General features: G+C 69.7%; 11 protein-coding genes and 1 tRNA gene. 7 read left to right on the forward strand and 5 right to left on the reverse strand.

Going from position 1 to position 15932, the window contains the following annotated elements; genetic code table 11:
* Positions 1-108 precede the first annotated feature (108 nt).
* From ACZ7M7_RS12995 to ACZ7M7_RS13005, 3 genes are read right to left on the reverse strand one after another with little or no spacing between them, the layout of a single operon-like run.
* Positions 109-2253 carry an acetate--CoA ligase family protein gene (locus ACZ7M7_RS12995; RefSeq protein WP_472115687.1) on the reverse strand — a complete coding sequence of 715 codons (2145 nt, stop codon included), beginning with the start codon at positions 2251-2253 and terminating at the stop codon, positions 109-111.
* A 4-nt stretch (positions 2254-2257) separates the two neighbouring features.
* Positions 2258-3499 carry a formyl-CoA transferase gene (gene frc, locus ACZ7M7_RS13000; protein WP_383600917.1) on the reverse strand — a complete coding sequence of 414 codons (1242 nt, stop codon included), beginning with the start codon at positions 3497-3499 and terminating at the stop codon, positions 2258-2260.
* A 10-nt stretch (positions 3500-3509) separates the two neighbouring features.
* Positions 3510-5192, reverse strand: coding sequence for a thiamine pyrophosphate-binding protein (locus tag ACZ7M7_RS13005; protein ID WP_472115690.1), 1683 nt, complete (start codon positions 5190-5192; stop codon positions 3510-3512).
* A gap of 145 nt (positions 5193-5337) precedes the next feature.
* Between ACZ7M7_RS13005 and sucC the strand changes: the two genes are divergently transcribed.
* From sucC to ACZ7M7_RS13020, 3 genes are all read left to right on the forward strand, one after another.
* Complete coding sequence (gene sucC, locus ACZ7M7_RS13010; RefSeq protein ID WP_472115694.1) at positions 5338-6468, forward strand: ADP-forming succinate--CoA ligase subunit beta; 1131 nt, start codon at positions 5338-5340, stop codon at positions 6466-6468.
* Positions 6469-6482: 14 nt separating this feature from the next.
* Positions 6483-7367, forward strand: a complete 885-nt coding sequence (gene sucD / locus ACZ7M7_RS13015; RefSeq protein WP_472115697.1) for a succinate--CoA ligase subunit alpha — start codon at positions 6483-6485, stop codon at positions 7365-7367.
* A gap of 110 nt (positions 7368-7477) precedes the next feature.
* Positions 7478-9025, forward strand: coding sequence for an aldehyde dehydrogenase family protein (locus tag ACZ7M7_RS13020; RefSeq protein WP_472115700.1), 1548 nt, complete (start codon positions 7478-7480; stop codon positions 9023-9025).
* Between the two features lie 120 nt (positions 9026-9145).
* Here ACZ7M7_RS13020 and ACZ7M7_RS13025 read toward each other — a convergent pair whose 3' ends face one another.
* Positions 9146-10477: a DUF2254 domain-containing protein gene (locus ACZ7M7_RS13025; RefSeq protein WP_472115703.1), complete on the reverse strand. Its 1332-nt coding sequence runs from the start codon at positions 10475-10477 to the stop codon at positions 9146-9148.
* Positions 10478-10619: 142 nt separating this feature from the next.
* Here ACZ7M7_RS13025 and ACZ7M7_RS13030 point away from each other — a divergent pair.
* From ACZ7M7_RS13030 to fusA, 4 genes are all read left to right on the forward strand, one after another.
* Positions 10620-10704: transfer RNA gene (locus ACZ7M7_RS13030), tRNA-Leu, on the forward strand.
* A gap of 101 nt (positions 10705-10805) precedes the next feature.
* On the forward strand, positions 10806-11171 hold the full coding sequence (locus ACZ7M7_RS13035) for an iron chaperone (RefSeq protein ID WP_383622342.1): 366 nt from the start codon (positions 10806-10808) through the stop codon (positions 11169-11171).
* Positions 11172-11475: 304 nt separating this feature from the next.
* Positions 11476-11601 (forward strand): hypothetical protein, encoded by a 126-nt coding sequence (locus ACZ7M7_RS13040; protein ID WP_383622336.1) that lies wholly within the window; start codon positions 11476-11478, stop codon positions 11599-11601.
* Between the two features lie 166 nt (positions 11602-11767).
* The gene (fusA, locus tag ACZ7M7_RS13045) at positions 11768-13843 is read left to right on the forward strand and encodes an elongation factor G (protein WP_472115706.1); all 2076 of its coding nucleotides are present in this window, start codon (positions 11768-11770) and stop codon (positions 13841-13843) included.
* Positions 13844-13895: 52 nt separating this feature from the next.
* Here the strand turns inward: fusA and ACZ7M7_RS13050 are convergent, their stop codons facing one another.
* Positions 13896-15746, reverse strand: a complete 1851-nt coding sequence (locus tag ACZ7M7_RS13050; protein ID WP_472115709.1) for a coagulation factor 5/8 type domain-containing protein — start codon at positions 15744-15746, stop codon at positions 13896-13898.
* Positions 15747-15932 lie beyond the last annotated feature (186 nt).

Consider the following 15932-nt stretch of genomic DNA (forward strand, 5'->3'; position numbering starts at 1 on the left):
CTTGCGTCGAAAGTTCTGGCCAGCGCCCCCTGTCCAATGCCTTTCGTGCGCGCGCGGGTCCCGGGGCCGGCCGACGCGCACCGTCGGCCGGCCCCCCGCTGCCTCACCTCATGAACCGCCCCCCAACAGTCCGGCCGCCCGCGCCCACCGGTACTTGGCGCCGAGCACCGCCACCGGCTTCTCGGTCGTGTACGGGTAGGCCACGACCCCGCGCTCGTAGAGGTACTGGCAGGCCTCCTCAACCTCCACGTCACCCGCGAGCGAGGCGACGACAGGCTTCTCTATGCCGCGCTCCCGGAATTCGGCCACCACGCGCGCGGTGAGCTCCGCGAAGACCATCGGGGGAGTGACGATCGTGTGCCAGTAGCCGAGCACGAGTGAGTGGATGCGCGGATCCTCCAGACCGAGCCGGATCGTCGCCTCGTACGTCGACGGCGGCTCGCCCCCCGTGATGTCCACCGGGTTGCCCGCAGCCCCGAATGGCGGGATGAACTTCCGGAAGGCCTCGTCCAGGTCCGGCGGAATCTCCATCAGGGACAGCCCGTTGTCGGTCACCGCGTCCGACAGCAGTACGCCGCTGCCGCCGGCCCCCGTGATGATCACGACGTTGTCGCCCTTGGGGGCGGGGAGCACGGGCAACGCGCGCGCGTACTCCAGCATTTCGTTGAGCCCTGGTGCCCTGATGACACCGGCCTGCTTCAGGATGTCCTCGTACACGGCGTCGTCGCCGGCGAGGGCTCCGGTGTGCGAGCCCGCGGCCTTCGCGCCCGCCGCCGTACGACCTGCCTTGAGGACGACGACGGGCTTCTTCGGCACGGTCGCCCGCGCGGCCTCGACGAACGCGCGCCCGTCCTTGAGGTCCTCCAGGTGCATCGCGATGCACTCGGTGTGCGGGTCCTCGCCGAACCAGGTCAGCAGGTCGTCCTCGTCCAGGTCCGACTTGTTGCCGAGGCCGACGATCGCCGACACGCCCGTCTTCGTGGTCCGCGCGAAGCCCAGGATGGCCATCCCGATGCCGCCGGACTGCGAGGTCAGCGCCACCCCGCCCTTGACGTCGTACGGCGTGCAGAACGTGGCGCACAGGTCCTGCCACGTCGAGTAGTAGCCGTAGATGTTCGGCCCGAGCAGGCGGACGCCGTGCCGCTCGGCGATGGCCACGATCTCCTCCTGGAGTTCGTGCTCACCGGTCTCCGCGAACCCGGAGGGGATCAGCACGGCGTTGGGGATCCCCTTGCGTCCCACCTCCTCCAGGGCCGAGGCCACGAACTTGGCGGGGATAGCGAAGACCGCCACATCCACCTCACCGGGAACGTCCGTCACACTCTTGTACGCCTTGCGGCCCAGAATGTCATCGGCCTTGGGGTTCACCGGATGGATGTCCCCGGCGAAACCACCGTCGATGAGGTTGCGCATGACCGAATTGCCGATCTTGCCCTGCTCGTTGGAGGCACCGATGACGGCAACCGATGACGGCTGCATCAGCCGGCGCATCGAGGTGAGGATCTCCTCGCGCGAGTAGCGGCGACGTGGCTTCGCGGGCGCCTCGGCGAGGATCACGCGGATGTCGGCCGCGACCGCCCCCTCCGCGGTCGCGATCACCGGGTTGAGGTCCACCTCGGCGATCTCCGGGAAGTCCGCCACGAGCTGCGAGACACGGCGGATCTGCTCGGCGACCGCCCACCGGTCCACGGCCGCCTGGCCGCGCACCCCGCGCAGGATCTCGGCCGCCCGGATCGAGTCCAGCATGGACAGCGCCTCGTCGGCGTCCACGGGCGCGAGCCGGAAGGTCACGTCCTTGAGGACCTCGACGAGCACTCCGCCGAGCCCGAAGGCGACGACCTTCCCGAACGTCGGGTCGGTGACCGCGCCGACGATGACCTCCTGCCCCTGCGGGAGCAGCTCCTGGACCTGCACGCCCTCGATGCGGGCATCCGTGTCGTACGCACGGGCGTTGTCGATGATCTTGTGGAAGGCGGCCCGTACGTCCGTCGCACCCTCGACTCCGACGATCACGCCGCCGGCGTCGGTCTTGTGCAGGATGTCGGGCGAGACGATCTTCATCACCACCGGCCCGCCGAAGCGCGCCGCGTACGCCACCGCCTCGTCGACGTCCGTCGCGAGTTCCTCGCCCGGTACGGCGATCCCGTACGCGTCGGCGATCACCTTGCCCTCGGGTGCGGTCAGCGCGGTGCGACCCTCGCTCCGCACGGAGTCGAGGAGCGTCCGCACCCGCAGGACGCGGTCTTCGGCCATCACGTCAGATCACTCCGTTCGACTTGAGCAGGCGCAGTTCCTCGTCGCCGAGACCGAGCTCGCCGACGTAGACCTCTTCGTTGTGCTGGCCGAGCAGCGGCGAACTGCTCACCTCGACGGGGGAGTCGGAGAGCTTCAGCGGGCTGCCGACGGTCACGAAGTCGCCCCGCTCGGGGTGCGGCACGGTGACGACCATCTCGTTGGCGACCAGCGAGGAGTCCTCGATGATCTCCTTGGTGGAAAGGATCGGCCCGCACGGGATGTTGTGCGCGTTGAGCCGCTCCAGCACCTCCCACTTGGGCAGGGTCGAGGACCACTCCTCGATCAGCTGGAACATCTTGCTCAGCTTGGGCAGCCGGGCCTCCGGCGTCGCCCACTCGGGGTCGGCGGCGAGTTCGGGCCGGCCGATGAGCTCGCTGAGCGGCTGCCAGCCGACCGGCTGCACGATGACGTACACGTAGTCGTTCGGGCCGCCCGGCGCGCACTTGACCGCCCAGCCGGGCTGACCGCCGCCGGACGCGTTTCCCGAGCGGGGAACTTCCGTCCCGAAGTCCTCGTTCGGATATTCAGCAAGCGGCCCATGTGTCAGGCGTTGCTGGTCCCTCAGCTTCACCCGGCACAGGTTGAGTACAGCGTGCTGCATGGCCACGTTGACCCGCTGCCCACGCCCGGTGTTCTCGCGCTGGAACAGCGCCGCGAGAATCCCCGCGACGGCGTGCACACCCGTCCCCGAGTCCCCGATCTGGGCTCCGGTCGCCAGCGGCGGCCCGTCTTCGAAACCGGTGGTCGACATCGACCCACCCATGGCCTGCGCAACGACCTCGTACGCCTTGAAGTTGGTGTACGGGCCGTCGCCGAACCCCTTGATGGAGGCATAGACGATACGCGGATTGATCTCCTGGATGCGGTCCCAGGTGAAGCCCATGCGGTCGACCGCGCCCGGTCCGAAGTTCTCGACCATGACGTCGGAGCGCCGGATCAGCTCGGTGAGGATCTCCTTGCCGCGCTCGGTCTTGGTGTTGAGGGTGATGCTCCGCTTGTTGCAGTTGAGCATCGTGAAGTAGAGGGAGTCGACGTCCGGGAGATCGCGCAGCTGCTTGCGCGTGATGTCACCGGTCGGCGCCTCCAGCTTGACGACGTCCGCGCCGAGCCAGGCGAGCAGCTGGGTCGCGGAGGGCCCGGACTGGACGTGGGTCATGTCCAGGACGCGGATGCCTTCGAGGGCCTTGGTCGGCGTTCCAGTCATGGAGGCCACCTCACTTGTACATGGTCTGGTTCATGGTTCCGGGGGCGTACGCGTCGGGGTCGACCCAGACGTTGATCAGCGAGGGCTTCCCGGACTCACGGGCGCGCCGCAGCGCGGGCCCGATGTCGGCGGGGTCACGGACCTCCTCGCCGTAACCGCCCAGCATCTGCGCGAACTTGTCGTAGTGGACGTCGCCGAGGGTGTTGCCGACCCGCTCGCGCTCCAGGCCGTACTTCTGGGCCTGGCCGTAACGGATCTGGTTCATCGAGGAGTTGTTGCCGACGATGCCGACGAAGGGGAGGTTGTAGCGGACGAGCGTCTCGAAGTCCCAGCCGGTGAGGGAGAACGCCCCGTCGCCGAAGAGTGCGACGACCTCCTTGTCGGGCCGCGCCTGCTTGGCCGCGAGCACGAACGGCACCCCGACGCCGAGCGTGCCCAGCGGGCCCGGGTCCATCCAGTGGCCCGGCGACTTGGGCTGCACGACCTGACCGGAGAAGGTGACGATGTCGCCGCCGTCGCCGATGTAGATCGAGTCCTCGGTGAGGAAGTCGTTGATCTCGCTGACCAGCCGGTACGGGTGGATCGGCGAGGCGTCCGACTTCAGGCTGGGCAGCCGCTTCTCCAGGGCCGTCTGCTCGGCGGCGCGCAGCTCGTCGAGCCACTCCTTGCGCTTGGACGCGCCGCCGTTGACGCGCCCGGAGGCGGCCTCGGTGACGGACTTCAGCACCAGTCCCGCGTCGCCGACGATGCCGAGGTCGATGTCGCGGTTCTTGCCGACGGTGCGGTAGTCGAGGTCGATCTGCACGACCTTCGCGTCCGGCGACAGCCGCTTGCCGTAGCCCATGCGGAAGTCGAAGGGCGTGCCGACGATGACGATGACATCGGCGTTGGAGAACGCGTAGCGCCGTGACAGCTGGAAGTGGTGCGGGTCGCCGGGCGGCAGCGTGCCGCGGCCGGCGCCGTTCATGTACGCGGGGATGTTGAGGGTGCGTACGAGCTCGATGGCCGCCTCGGTGCCGCGTGTCGTCCATACCTGACTGCCGAGCAGAATGGCCGGCTTCTCGGCGTGGACCAGCAGGTCGGCGAGCTTCTCGATCGCCTCGGGGTCGCCGGCCGAGCGGGTGGAGGCACGGTATGCCCCCTCCTTCGGCACACGCGCCTTGCTCACCGGCACCTTCGCGTCGAGCACGTCGCGCGGGATCTCCAGGAAGGAGGGCCCGGGCGCACCGTGGTAGCACTCGCGGAACGCCATCGACACCATGTCCGCCGCGCGTGCCGTGTCCGGCACGGCCGCCGCGAACTTGGTGATCGGCGTCATCATGTCGACGTGCGGCAGGTCCTGGAGGGACCCCATCTTGTGCTGGGTGAGGGCGCCCTGGCCGCCGATGAGCAGCATCGGTGACTCGGCGCGGAAGGCGTTCGCGACGCCGGTGACGGCGTCGGTGGTGCCGGGACCCGCGGTGACGACCGCGCAGCCGGGCTTGCCGGTGATGCGGGCGTAGCCGTCGGCGGCGTGGGCGGCGACCTGTTCGTGGCGGACGTCGACGACTTCGATGCCCTCGTCGACGCAGCCGTCGTAGATGTCGATGATGTGGCCGCCGCACAAGGTGTAGATGCGGTCGACCCCCTCGGCCTTCAGCGCCTTGGCAACGAGATGACCACCGGAAATGACGTCCTGGGTGTCGTCGGGCATGGCGAAGTCCTGTCCCTTCGTAGGGGGGTGGAACGGCTCTCGCGGTACATTGCATACAGTCGACGAATACTGTATGAACCTTGTTATCCCGCATCCGGTGGGTGGTGTCCAGGGGGCGTGCGGCACTTTTGAGTCAGGAGCCGGAATGGACCTGTACGAGCACCAGGCAAGGGAACTCTTCGAGGAACACGGCATCTTGGTACCGAGGGCGGAGGTGACGGACTCGCCCAAGGAAGCCCGCGAGATCGCCCGTCGGCTCGGTGGCCGGGTCGTGGTCAAGGCGCAGGTGAAGACCGGTGGCCGGGGCAAGGCGGGCGGCGTCAAGCTAGCCGCGGACCCTGCCGCTGCCGAACTCACGGCACGCCAGATCCTCGGCATGGACATCAAGGGCCACACGGTCGGCAAGGTGATGCTGGCCCAACCCGTAGACATCGAGACCGAGTTCTACGTGTCCTTCGTCCTCGACCGCGCGGCGGGCCGCTTCCTCGCGATCGCCTCGGCCGAAGGCGGCATGGACATCGAGGAGGTGGCCGCCGGCCGTCCGGAGGCCGTGGCCCGCATCCCCGTCGACCCCGCCGAGGGCGTCACCTCCGCGAAGGCCGCCGAGATCGCGGAAGCGGCCGGACTGCCACCGCAGACCGTCGACGTCCTCATACGGCTCTGGGAGGTACTGGTCCGCGAGGACGCCGTCCTGGTCGAGGTGAACCCGCTGGTCCGTACCGGACAGGGGCAGATCCTCGCCCTCGACGGCAAGGTCACCCTCGACGACAACGCCCGATTCCGGCAGGCGCGTTGGGGCGCCGAGGGCGTGGAGCACGACGACGCGCTGGAGGCCGCGGCGGCCGCAAAGGGCCTCAACTACGTCAAGCTCGACGGCGAGGTCGGCATCATCGGCAACGGCGCCGGCCTCGTCATGTCGACCCTCGACGTCGTCGCGGGCTGCGGTGCCCGCCCCGCGAACTTCCTCGACATCGGCGGCGGCGCATCGGCCCAGATCATGGCCGACGGGCTGTCGGTCATCCTCTCCGACCCTGCCGTGAAGTCGGTGTTCGTCAACGTCTTCGGCGGGATCACCGCCTGCGACGCGGTCGCCGACGGCATCGTGCAGGCCCTGGACACCGTCCAGTTGACCAAGCCGCTCGTCGTGCGTCTCGACGGGAACAACGCCGCCCGCGGCCGTGCCATCCTCGACGACCGCGCCCACCCCCTGGTCCAGCAGGCCACCACCATGGACGGCGCCGCGCTGCGGGCCGCCCAACTCGCCACCACAGCCTGAGGAGACGTGACGACATGGCCATCTACCTCACCAAGGAGAGCAAGGTCCTCGTCCAGGGCATGACCGGCGGCGAGGGCATGAAGCACACCCGGCGCATGCTCGCCGCCGGCACGAACGTCGTCGGCGGCGTCAACCCGCGCAAGGCGGGCCGCACCGTCGACTTCGACGACCGAGCCGTCCCGGTCTTCGGTTCGGTTGCCGACGGGATGCGCGCGACCGGCGCCGACGTGACCGTCGTCTTCGTGCCGCCCGCCTTCACCAAGGCGGCCGTCGTCGAGGCCGCCGACGCCGGCATCGGGCTCGCCGTCGTGATCACGGAGGGCATCCCGGTCCACGACTCCGTCGCCTTCACCTCGTACGCGAAGGCCAAGGGCACTCGCGTCATCGGCCCCAACTGCCCCGGCCTGATCACCCCTGGCCAGTCCAACGCCGGCATCATCCCGGCCGACATCACCAAGCCCGGCCGTATCGGCCTCGTCTCCAAATCCGGCACGCTCACCTACCAACTGATGTACGAGCTGCGCGACATCGGCTTCTCGACGTGCGTCGGCATCGGCGGCGACCCGGTCGTCGGCACCACCCACATCGACTGCCTGGCAGCCTTCCAGGACGACCCCGACACCGAACTGATCGTCCTCATCGGGGAGATCGGCGGTGACGCGGAGGAACGCGCGGCCGCGTACATCCGCGACCACGTCACCAAGCCGGTCGTCGGTTACATCGCCGGGTTCACCGCACCCGAGGGCAAGACGATGGGGCACGCGGGCGCGATCGTGTCCGGCTCGTCCGGCACGGCGGCGGCGAAGAAGGAAGCGCTGGAAGCGGTCGGCGTGGGAGTCGGCAGCACACCCACCGAGACCGCGCGCCTGGTGCTGGACCGCCTGGGCGTCGAGGCGTGACGTCACTCATAGTCGGCGCGCGGTCACTTTGAGGAGTTGCCGCACGCCGCTAAGTTCCGCCGTAGCCATGTACGACCGCCCCCGACTGTGCACCGAGAGCGGAGAACCCGATGGCAGCAACCACCCTCACCCTCAAATCCGGCACCTCCTGGACCGACGCCTGGCAGCGCTGCCTCACCGTCGCCCCGGAGGCATTCCAGGACGACCGTGTCCTCAACCTCTGGAACTCCACCTGGCAGGCCGACGGCCGGGCCCTGCCCGCCACCAGCCCCGTCGACGGCACCCCGATCGCGGGGCCGCCGCGCCTGGACCCGGCCGCCGCCCACCAGGCCGTGCGGGCATCGCTGGACCAGCACCGCGCCTGGCGGCACATCCCGCTGGAAGAGCGCCGAGCCCGCGTCGCGGCCACCCTCGACGCCCTGACCCAGCACCGGGACCTGCTCGCCCTGCTGCTCGTCTGGGAGATCGGCAAGCCCTGGCGGCTGGCCCGGGCGGATGTCGACCGGGCCATCGACGGCGTGCGCTGGTACGTCGACGGCATCGAGCCGATGGTCGCCGGCCGGGCCCCGCTGGAAGGGCCGGTATCCAACATCGCGAGCTGGAACTACCCGATGAGCGTGCTCGTTCACGCAGTGTTGGTACAAGCACTGGCAGGCAACGCGGTCATCGCCAAGACCCCGACCGACGGCGGTGTCGCCTGTCTGACCCTGGCCTGCGCGCTGGCCGCCCGCGAGGGAATTCCCGTCACCCTCGTCAGCGGCAGCGGGGGCGAGCTGTCGGAGGCGCTGGTGCGGGCGCCCGAGATCGGCTGCGTCTCCTTCGTCGGCGGCCGGGACACCGGCGCCGCGGTGGCCACGGCAGTCGCCGACCTGGGTAAACGACACGTACTCGAACAGGAGGGACTCAACACCTGGGGCATCTGGAACTACACGGACTGGGACGCGCTCACGGCGGTCGTGCCCAAGCTCTTCGACTACGGCAAACAGCGCTGCACGGCGTACCCGCGCTTCGTCGTCCAGCGTGAGCTGTTCGACGAGTTCCTGGCGGCCTACCTCCCGGCGGTGCGCACACTCAGGGTCGGCCACCCGCTGGCGGTGGAGAAACAGGACGACGACCCCTACCCGCAACTGGACTTCGGGCCGGTGATCAACGCCGCCAAGGCCAAGGAACTCCAGGACCAGGTCGCCGAGGCGATCGACCGCGGCGCCGTCCCGCTGCACCGGGGCAAGCCGGCGGACGCCCGCTTCCTGCCCGGCCAGGACACCTCGGCGTACGTCCAGCCGGTCACGCTGCTCAATCCGCCCCCGTCCTCCCCGCTGCACCATGCGGAACCCTTCGGCCCGGTCGACACCATCGTCCTGGTCGACACGGAGGCGGAACTGCTGGCGGCGATGAACGCGTCCAACGGCGCGCTGGTCGCCACGCTGTCCACGGACGACCGGGCGACGTACGACCGTCTGGCCCCGCAGATCCGCGCGTTCAAGGTCGGCCACGGCAAGCCGCGCTCCCGCGGCGACCGGGACGAACTGTTCGGCGGCTTCGGCGCGTCCTGGCGCGGGGCGTTCGTCGGCGGCGAGCTGCTGGTGCGCGCGGTGACACAAGGGCCTGCGGGGGAGCGGTTGCCCGGGAATTTCCCGGAGTATCAGCTCGGCCCGTGAGGAGGGGGCGTCGCGTCCGATGCCGGGTGCGTCATGCGGTCTGCCGTGCGGGTGCCCGGCGTCGGTCGCCGACGTCATGGCTCTGGGGGCCTGTTGCGCCCCTGTTTGATGGGCAATCTGTCACCCGATGCCCTGCCGGTCCGGATGCAGGGCGAACGCGCGGTCCGCCGGGAACTGCTCGGCGCGGTCGACCGCCCGGTGGAGGAGGTCGCGGTGGCGGGAGAGCGGCTCGCCGCGTTCCGGCGGTGCGAGCAGAAGGAGGTCGTCCAGGCCGGCCAGCATGCGCCGTGAGACCTGCGGGCTGCCGACGGCGCAGCCCCGTACCTCGGTGAACCCGAGATCCACCAACTCGGTCCACCCCGGCACGGGCTGCACCAGGCGCACCACCCCGCGCCGGTCCCGGTGCAGGGCGGCGTCCAGCGGCCGACGGCTCAGCGCGGCCAGGAACTGGACGACACGGTCCAGCGCCTGGACGGCGGTCGTCGGGTCGTTGATCGCGGGCGACAGGGCGCGCAGCGCGATGTCGGACAACTGTCGCAGCCCGAAGCCGAGATCCTGGTGGTAGGTCCGCTCCACACCCACCGAGATCGTGTACCGCAGCGCCCGGCGCGGTGGGGCCGCGCCGCCGTGCACCGACAGCAAGGGCGTGCCGGGCACCACGAAGTCCCCGATGCGAGGGATCAGTCGCAGCACCACCCCGTGTTTGCGCGCCACCCGGACCAACCGCGTGATGTGGACATCCCGCAGCACCCCGGCCCGGCCCTCGTGCGGCACCCAAGCGGTCGCGGTGCCGAGGTCGGGCGTGCCCGGTCCGTCCGCCGACACGGGCGTCGACGCGGCCACCCGGAAGGACTCGGTGGCGATCCGTGCGATCACGTGGCTGATCCGCATCAGCCGCAGAGTGGTGTTCACGTACAGCACGAAGAGCAACAGGCTCAACGCGACCATGCAGAGCGTGAGAACCGACTGCACCAGCGGCACCGTCGTGACGGCACGGGCATCGTCGGCGGTGTCGAAGGAGGTCAGCACCAGCAGGCTCAGGACGAAGGTCGCCAGGAAGACCGCGAAGGTCGCCTTGGTGATCCGGCTCCGCACGAAGAGCCGGACCACGCGCGGGGTGAACTGCCCGCTCGCCATCTGCACGGCCACCAGCGAGATGCTGAAAACCACACCGATGAAGGTCATCATCGCCGAGGCGACGGCGCTCACCACGGCCTTCGCGTCGTCCGCGAACCGCAGCAGCTCGTCGAGCGTCTCGTAGTCGCCGTCCTTCTGGAGCGCCTCGACGATGGCTGCGTCGAGCGCTTGCGCCACCAGCCAGACCACGAAGACGGTCACCATCGCCGCCGTGGGGGCGAACCAGAACGTGTCCCGCAGATGCTCCCTGAGGGGCGACAGCGCACGCGGGCGACGCCCTGCGGCAGGGCTCTGCGTAACCGTCCAGTCACTCATGATGCGACCCTAAGGGCATCGGGCCGTGCCGTCCCGGACCCCCGCCAGGCGGGCGGAAACGCAGGTGAAAGGCACTCCGAAAGCTTGGTATTGTTGTCCACGTCGCCGCCGGGAAGACCCCCGGCAAGGCGGCAGGCACCTAGTCCGGGTGGCGGAATGGCAGACGCGCTAGCTTGAGGTGCTAGTGCCCTTTATCGGGCGTGGGGGTTCAAGTCCCCCCTCGGACACAGATCATCAGCAACCCGTGCGGGTCGAGGGCCACCTCGACCCGCACGGGTTGTTTGTTGGAGTGATTGATCGGCATCGCCTCGGGACTTAGCCTCGCCGCATGGTGCGGAGCGCGGCGGAGGATGTCGACGGCTACCTGGCCGAGGTGCCGGTGGAGCGGAGGGTGGCCCTGACGCGGCTGCGGCAGTTGTGCCGCGCGGAGCTGCAGGGCTTCAGCGAGGTCATGGCCTACGGCATGCCGACGTACCAGCGCGAGGGCGAGGCCGAGATCGCGTTCGCGAGTCAGCGGCAGTACATCTCCTTCTATCTGATGCGCAGTGATGTCCGTGACGCCTTCCAGGAACGGCTGGCCGGACAGGACATGGGCAAGGGATGCCTGCGCTTCCGTAAACCGGAGAAGATCGACTTCGACCTCGTACGGGATCTGCTGCGGGCCACGGCGGGTGACCGGGGCCCGATCTGCTGACCGTGCCGGCCACGCCGCCCGACGGATCAAGGGTCCGCTCCACCAGACCGTTGCGCAGCAGGGCCGAGGCCTGCCCGGGTGAATGTCGTCGCCGCGAGCCGGGACGCCTCGCCGGGGATCTCCACGCCGCCGCCCGCGAGGCAGCCGCGGTCTGCCCGGCGTCGGGCATCGCGATCGACGACCACCAGCAGTAGAAAAAAATCAGCTGCTTCGACCTCGCCCGGCTCCCTACACTCACCACACAAGCTCGCGCCGCCCACCACTCGGCGGCGCGTCGTCGTGACGAGTCGAGGGGAGCCGGGCCGTGCGTGACCGCACCGCTGTCGTCGTCTCCCCTTCCCGGTACGACCGGTACGACGTGATCCTCGTGTCCTTGTCCGTCCGGTGCCCGCTGCGCGGCCGGCACCGGATGTCCGTGACGAACACCTGAGAGCGCCCGAGTACGTCAACGCACCTGTCACGCCACCCATTTGACGGGGCGGCAGGTCATGCCGACGTACGCCCGCGCCACCGCGCCATGTGCGTGCACGTATCGTCCGGGAATCGCGCTGCCCCCTTTCCGTTCCACTTACGGATCATCCGAAAGGCCAAAGGCCGTGCGCACCAACATCACCAACCTCAACACGCTCGCCGTCGTCCGCAACCTCGGCATCCTCGCCCATGTCGACGCCGGCAAGACCACCGTCACCGAGCGGATCCTGTACGCCACCGGGACCACCCACAAGCGGGGCGAGGTCCACGACGGCACGACCGTCACCGACTTCGACTCGCAGGAGCGGGACCGCGGTATCACCATCTTCGCGGCGGCGGTGAGTTGTGCCTGGGACGGTCACCGGATCAACCTGATCGACACCCCCGGGCACGTCGACTTCGCCGACGAGGTGGAGCGGTCGCTGCGTGTCCTGGACGGCGCGGTCGCGGTGTTCGACGCCGTGGCGGGGGTCGAGCCGCAGAGCGAGTCGGTGTGGCGGCAGGCGGACCGGCACGGCGTTCCGAGGATCGCGTTCGTCAACAAGCTCGACCGGGCCGGGGCCGACCTCGACACGGCTGTCGAATCGATCAGGGAACGGCTGCATCCTGCGCCGCTGGTCGTGCAGTTGCCCATCGGCACGGAGGACGGATTCCGCGGGGTCGTGGACCTCGTACGCATGCGGGCGCTGGTGTGGGCGGACGGTGCTGAGGAGGCCGTGGAAGGGCCGGTGCCCGAGGATCTCCTGGACGAGGCGCAACGGCGTCGGCGGCTGCTGGAGGAAGCGGTGGCCGAACTGCATGCAGGCGCGCTGGAGGAGTTCTGCGAGCGATCGGCGCTCTCCCCGGAGAGCCTGGTCGCCGCCCTGCGGGAGCTGACCCGCAGCGGTGAGGGCGTCGTCGTGCTGTGCGGCTCGGCCTACCGCAACCGCGGTGTCGAGCCGCTGCTCGACGCGGTCGTGGCGTATCTTCCGTCACCGCTCGACGTACCGGCCGTACGCGGTCTGCGCGACGGTGCCGACGAGGAGCGGCCCGCCGACCCGTCGGCACCGTTCGCGGCGCTGGCGTTCAAGGTGAGCGCGACCCCGACCGGGCGGCTGACCTATCTGCGGGTGTACTCGGGAACGATCGAGAAGGGAGGCATGGTGTTCGACGCAGTCGCGCGACGCACCGAGCGGGTCGGGCGGATCCTGCGGGTCCAGGCCGACCGTCATGCCCACATCGACCGTGCCGTCGCCGGGGACATCGTGGCGGTGGTCGGCCTGAAGTCGGCTCGCCCGGGCTCCACCCTGTGCGCACCGGACGCCCCGCTCGTCCTCGAACCGCCGAGCGTGGCCGACCCGGTGGTGTCCGTGGCGGTCGAGGCACGCAGGTCCACCGACACCGACCGGCTGGCCGGGGCACTGGCACGGCTTGCGGAGGAGGATCCGTCGCTGGTCGTGCGGACCGACGCCGAGACCGGTCAGACGGTGCTGTCCGGCATGGGTGAACTGCATCTGGAGGTCGCGGTGGAGAAGATCCGGCGTGACCTCGGGCTGGACGTCAACGTCGGCCGGCCGCGGGTGTCGTATCGCGAGACGGTCGGCCGAGGGGTCTCCGGCTTCGTGTTCCGTCATGTCAAACAGGACGGTGGAGCGGGGCAGTTCGCGCATGTGGTTCTCGACGTCGAGCCCCTGACGGTCACCGCGGCCGAACAGGGCAGCAACGGCTTCGAGTTCCGCTCGACGGTCGTCGGGGGCCGGGTGCCACAGGAGTACGTCCGTGCCGTGGAGGCCGGATGCCGCGACGCCCTCGCCGAGGGTCCGCTCGGCGGCCATCCGGTGACGGGCCTGCGCGTCACGCTCACCGACGGATCGACCCATGTGAAGGACTCCTCCGACACGGCCTTCCGTACGGCCGGCCGACTCGGCCTCCGCGATGCCCTGCGCGCTTGCGCGATGGTCGTCCTGGAGCCGGTCGTCGAGGTCACGGTCACCGTGCCGGAGGAAGCGGTCGGCTCCGTGCTCGGCGACCTGGCCGCCCGCCGCGGCCGCGTCACGGGCTCCGTCACCCGGGCGGGGGCGGCGGTCGTGACGGCGACCGTGCCGCTGGCCGAGCTGTTCGGCTACGCGACACGGCTGCGTAGCCGTACGCAGGGACGCGGCACGTTCACGGCCCGGCCCACCGGCTATGCGCCGGCGCCGGTCGCTGCGGTGTCGCACTAGGCCACAGGGGCCCCGTCCTCGACGGACGGGGCCTCGTCCGGCCTGCTTCACCTCATGGATACGACACCACGGTCGAAGGCACCGTCGACGTCCCCGACGTCGGCGCCCCGGTGTCGTTGATGACGCACTCGTACTGTCCGTTGCCGCCGAGCGAGACCACGAGCAGGTTGTGGAAGCGCACCCCGGACCGCGCCGGGGCGGCGAAGCCATGATGCTGCACGATCGAGGGGTTGACGTTGTAGTAGCAGTAGCTGCCGAGCCCCCAGCCCTCGTGCGAGGTCACGCCGTCGCCGACCTTGTAGGCGGCGTAACCCCTGATCGAGCCGTTCTGGATGGCGGCCTGGTTCGGGGCGTCGTACGCCTTCTCGTTCTGGAAGAAGATCGTGCGGCCGCGCTGGCCGAACCACTGCACGTCGTACTTGTTGAAGTGCTCGACGAACAGGCCGGTCGCCAGGACGTCGTCGCCGTTGACCACGACGCCGTAGTCGGCGCGGTTGGTCTCCCAGCCGACTCCCTCGCCGTGGTCGGCCCGCCACACCCACGTGTGGTCGACGATCGTGTGCCGGCTGTTGACCACCATGCTGGTGGTGGCCTTGCCGGCACCGGCCCCGCCGATGCGGACGAACACGTCCTGCACCGTGATCGGGTTGGCGGAGTGATCCCTGGACGCGCCCCGCGGCCCGATCTCCACCAGTGTCGGCGAGTTGACGGGTCCGGCGTCCACCAGGAAGCCGGCCAGCCGGACTCCGTCGACGTCGGCGACCTTCACGGCCGTGGCGCCGTTGTCGGGGATGAGGGTCGCGTATCCGAGGCCGAGGACGACGGTGTTCGGCCGGTTGACCTGGATCGGCCGGTCGAGGTGGTAGATCCCCGGAGTGAGCAGGAGGTGCAGACCCTGGGCCAGCGCCTCGTTGAGCGTGGCCGCCGTGACACCGGGCCGTGCGACGTAGAACTGCGTCAGCGGCAGCGAGGTGCCTCTCGGTGTGCCGTTGCCCCATGTGACGCCGCGGGCATTCGTGCGCTTCTCCGGCAGGAAGACCCGGTAGTCGTTCCCCTGGAGGTACAGGAACGGCTTCTCGCGGGAGACGGGAGTCGTGTCGAGGGTGGTGTACGGGGGGTTGGGGAAGCTTGGCGCGGGGGCGCCCTCGACGCCGGAGAACACCATGTTCCACACGCCGTTGAGCCAGCTGCCGATGGCGCTGTCGCGGGTGTACCACTGCTGCTGCGAGTACGGCCCGACCTGGCCGTCGATGCGGCTGTCCGCGATGTAGCCGCCGCTCGCCCAGCCGTAGCCGGTGGGGGAGAGGTTGAGTCCGCCGCGGATGTGCATCCGGCGGAACGGGGCCGCCTGGGCGACCGCCCACCGGTTGGTTCCGTTGACCGGAACCAGGGCCAGGTTCTCCGCCGAACGCCAGAAGTTCTGCGTGGCGTTGCCGTTGAACCAGCCGGCGTCGACCGTGACGTCGCCGTTGATGGTGGTGTCGTCGGGGGACAGCCCCAGGCCCGCGATGGAGGTGTAGAAGCCGAGTTGGGCGTTGAGGCCGTGGTAGGTGCCGGGCTTGAAGAGCAGGGCGTAGCGGCCGGTGCCGAACTGTGCCGACTCCTGCTGCCGGAACACCTCGTCGAGCCGGGCCTGGATGCCCTGAGTCGACGGGTCGAAGACGAGGACGTTCGGGCCGAGGTCGCCGCCGCCCGGCAGGGCACGCGGCTTCTTGCGGGCCGACGGGGACGCCGAACTCCGCGCGGCAGCCTGCGCGGAGTTCGGCGCGGAGGTCTGTGCCGAGGTCTGTGCGGAGGCCTCGGTCGACAGGCCGAGCACGGCCGGTGCCGAGGCGATCGCGGCGCCGATCAGGGCCCGGCGACCCATCGAAGACGGCTCGGAGGACGGGGAGGAAGGAAGCATCAGGCGGCTCTCCTGGTTCAGGAAGTGAACGTCACGACGTGCGGGGAGCGCTCTCTTGCCGCTGAATGGTTCAACTGTGGAACGTGTGAGTCAAGAGCTGCGGCCGAAGTTCTGAGAGTGCGTCAAAGCCCTTGACGCGCCTGCCTTCCGAGGCTTAACTCACGCTCTAAACTAAGACGTGATGCG

This window comes from Streptomyces sp. NPDC111606 (assembly GCF_055656945.1).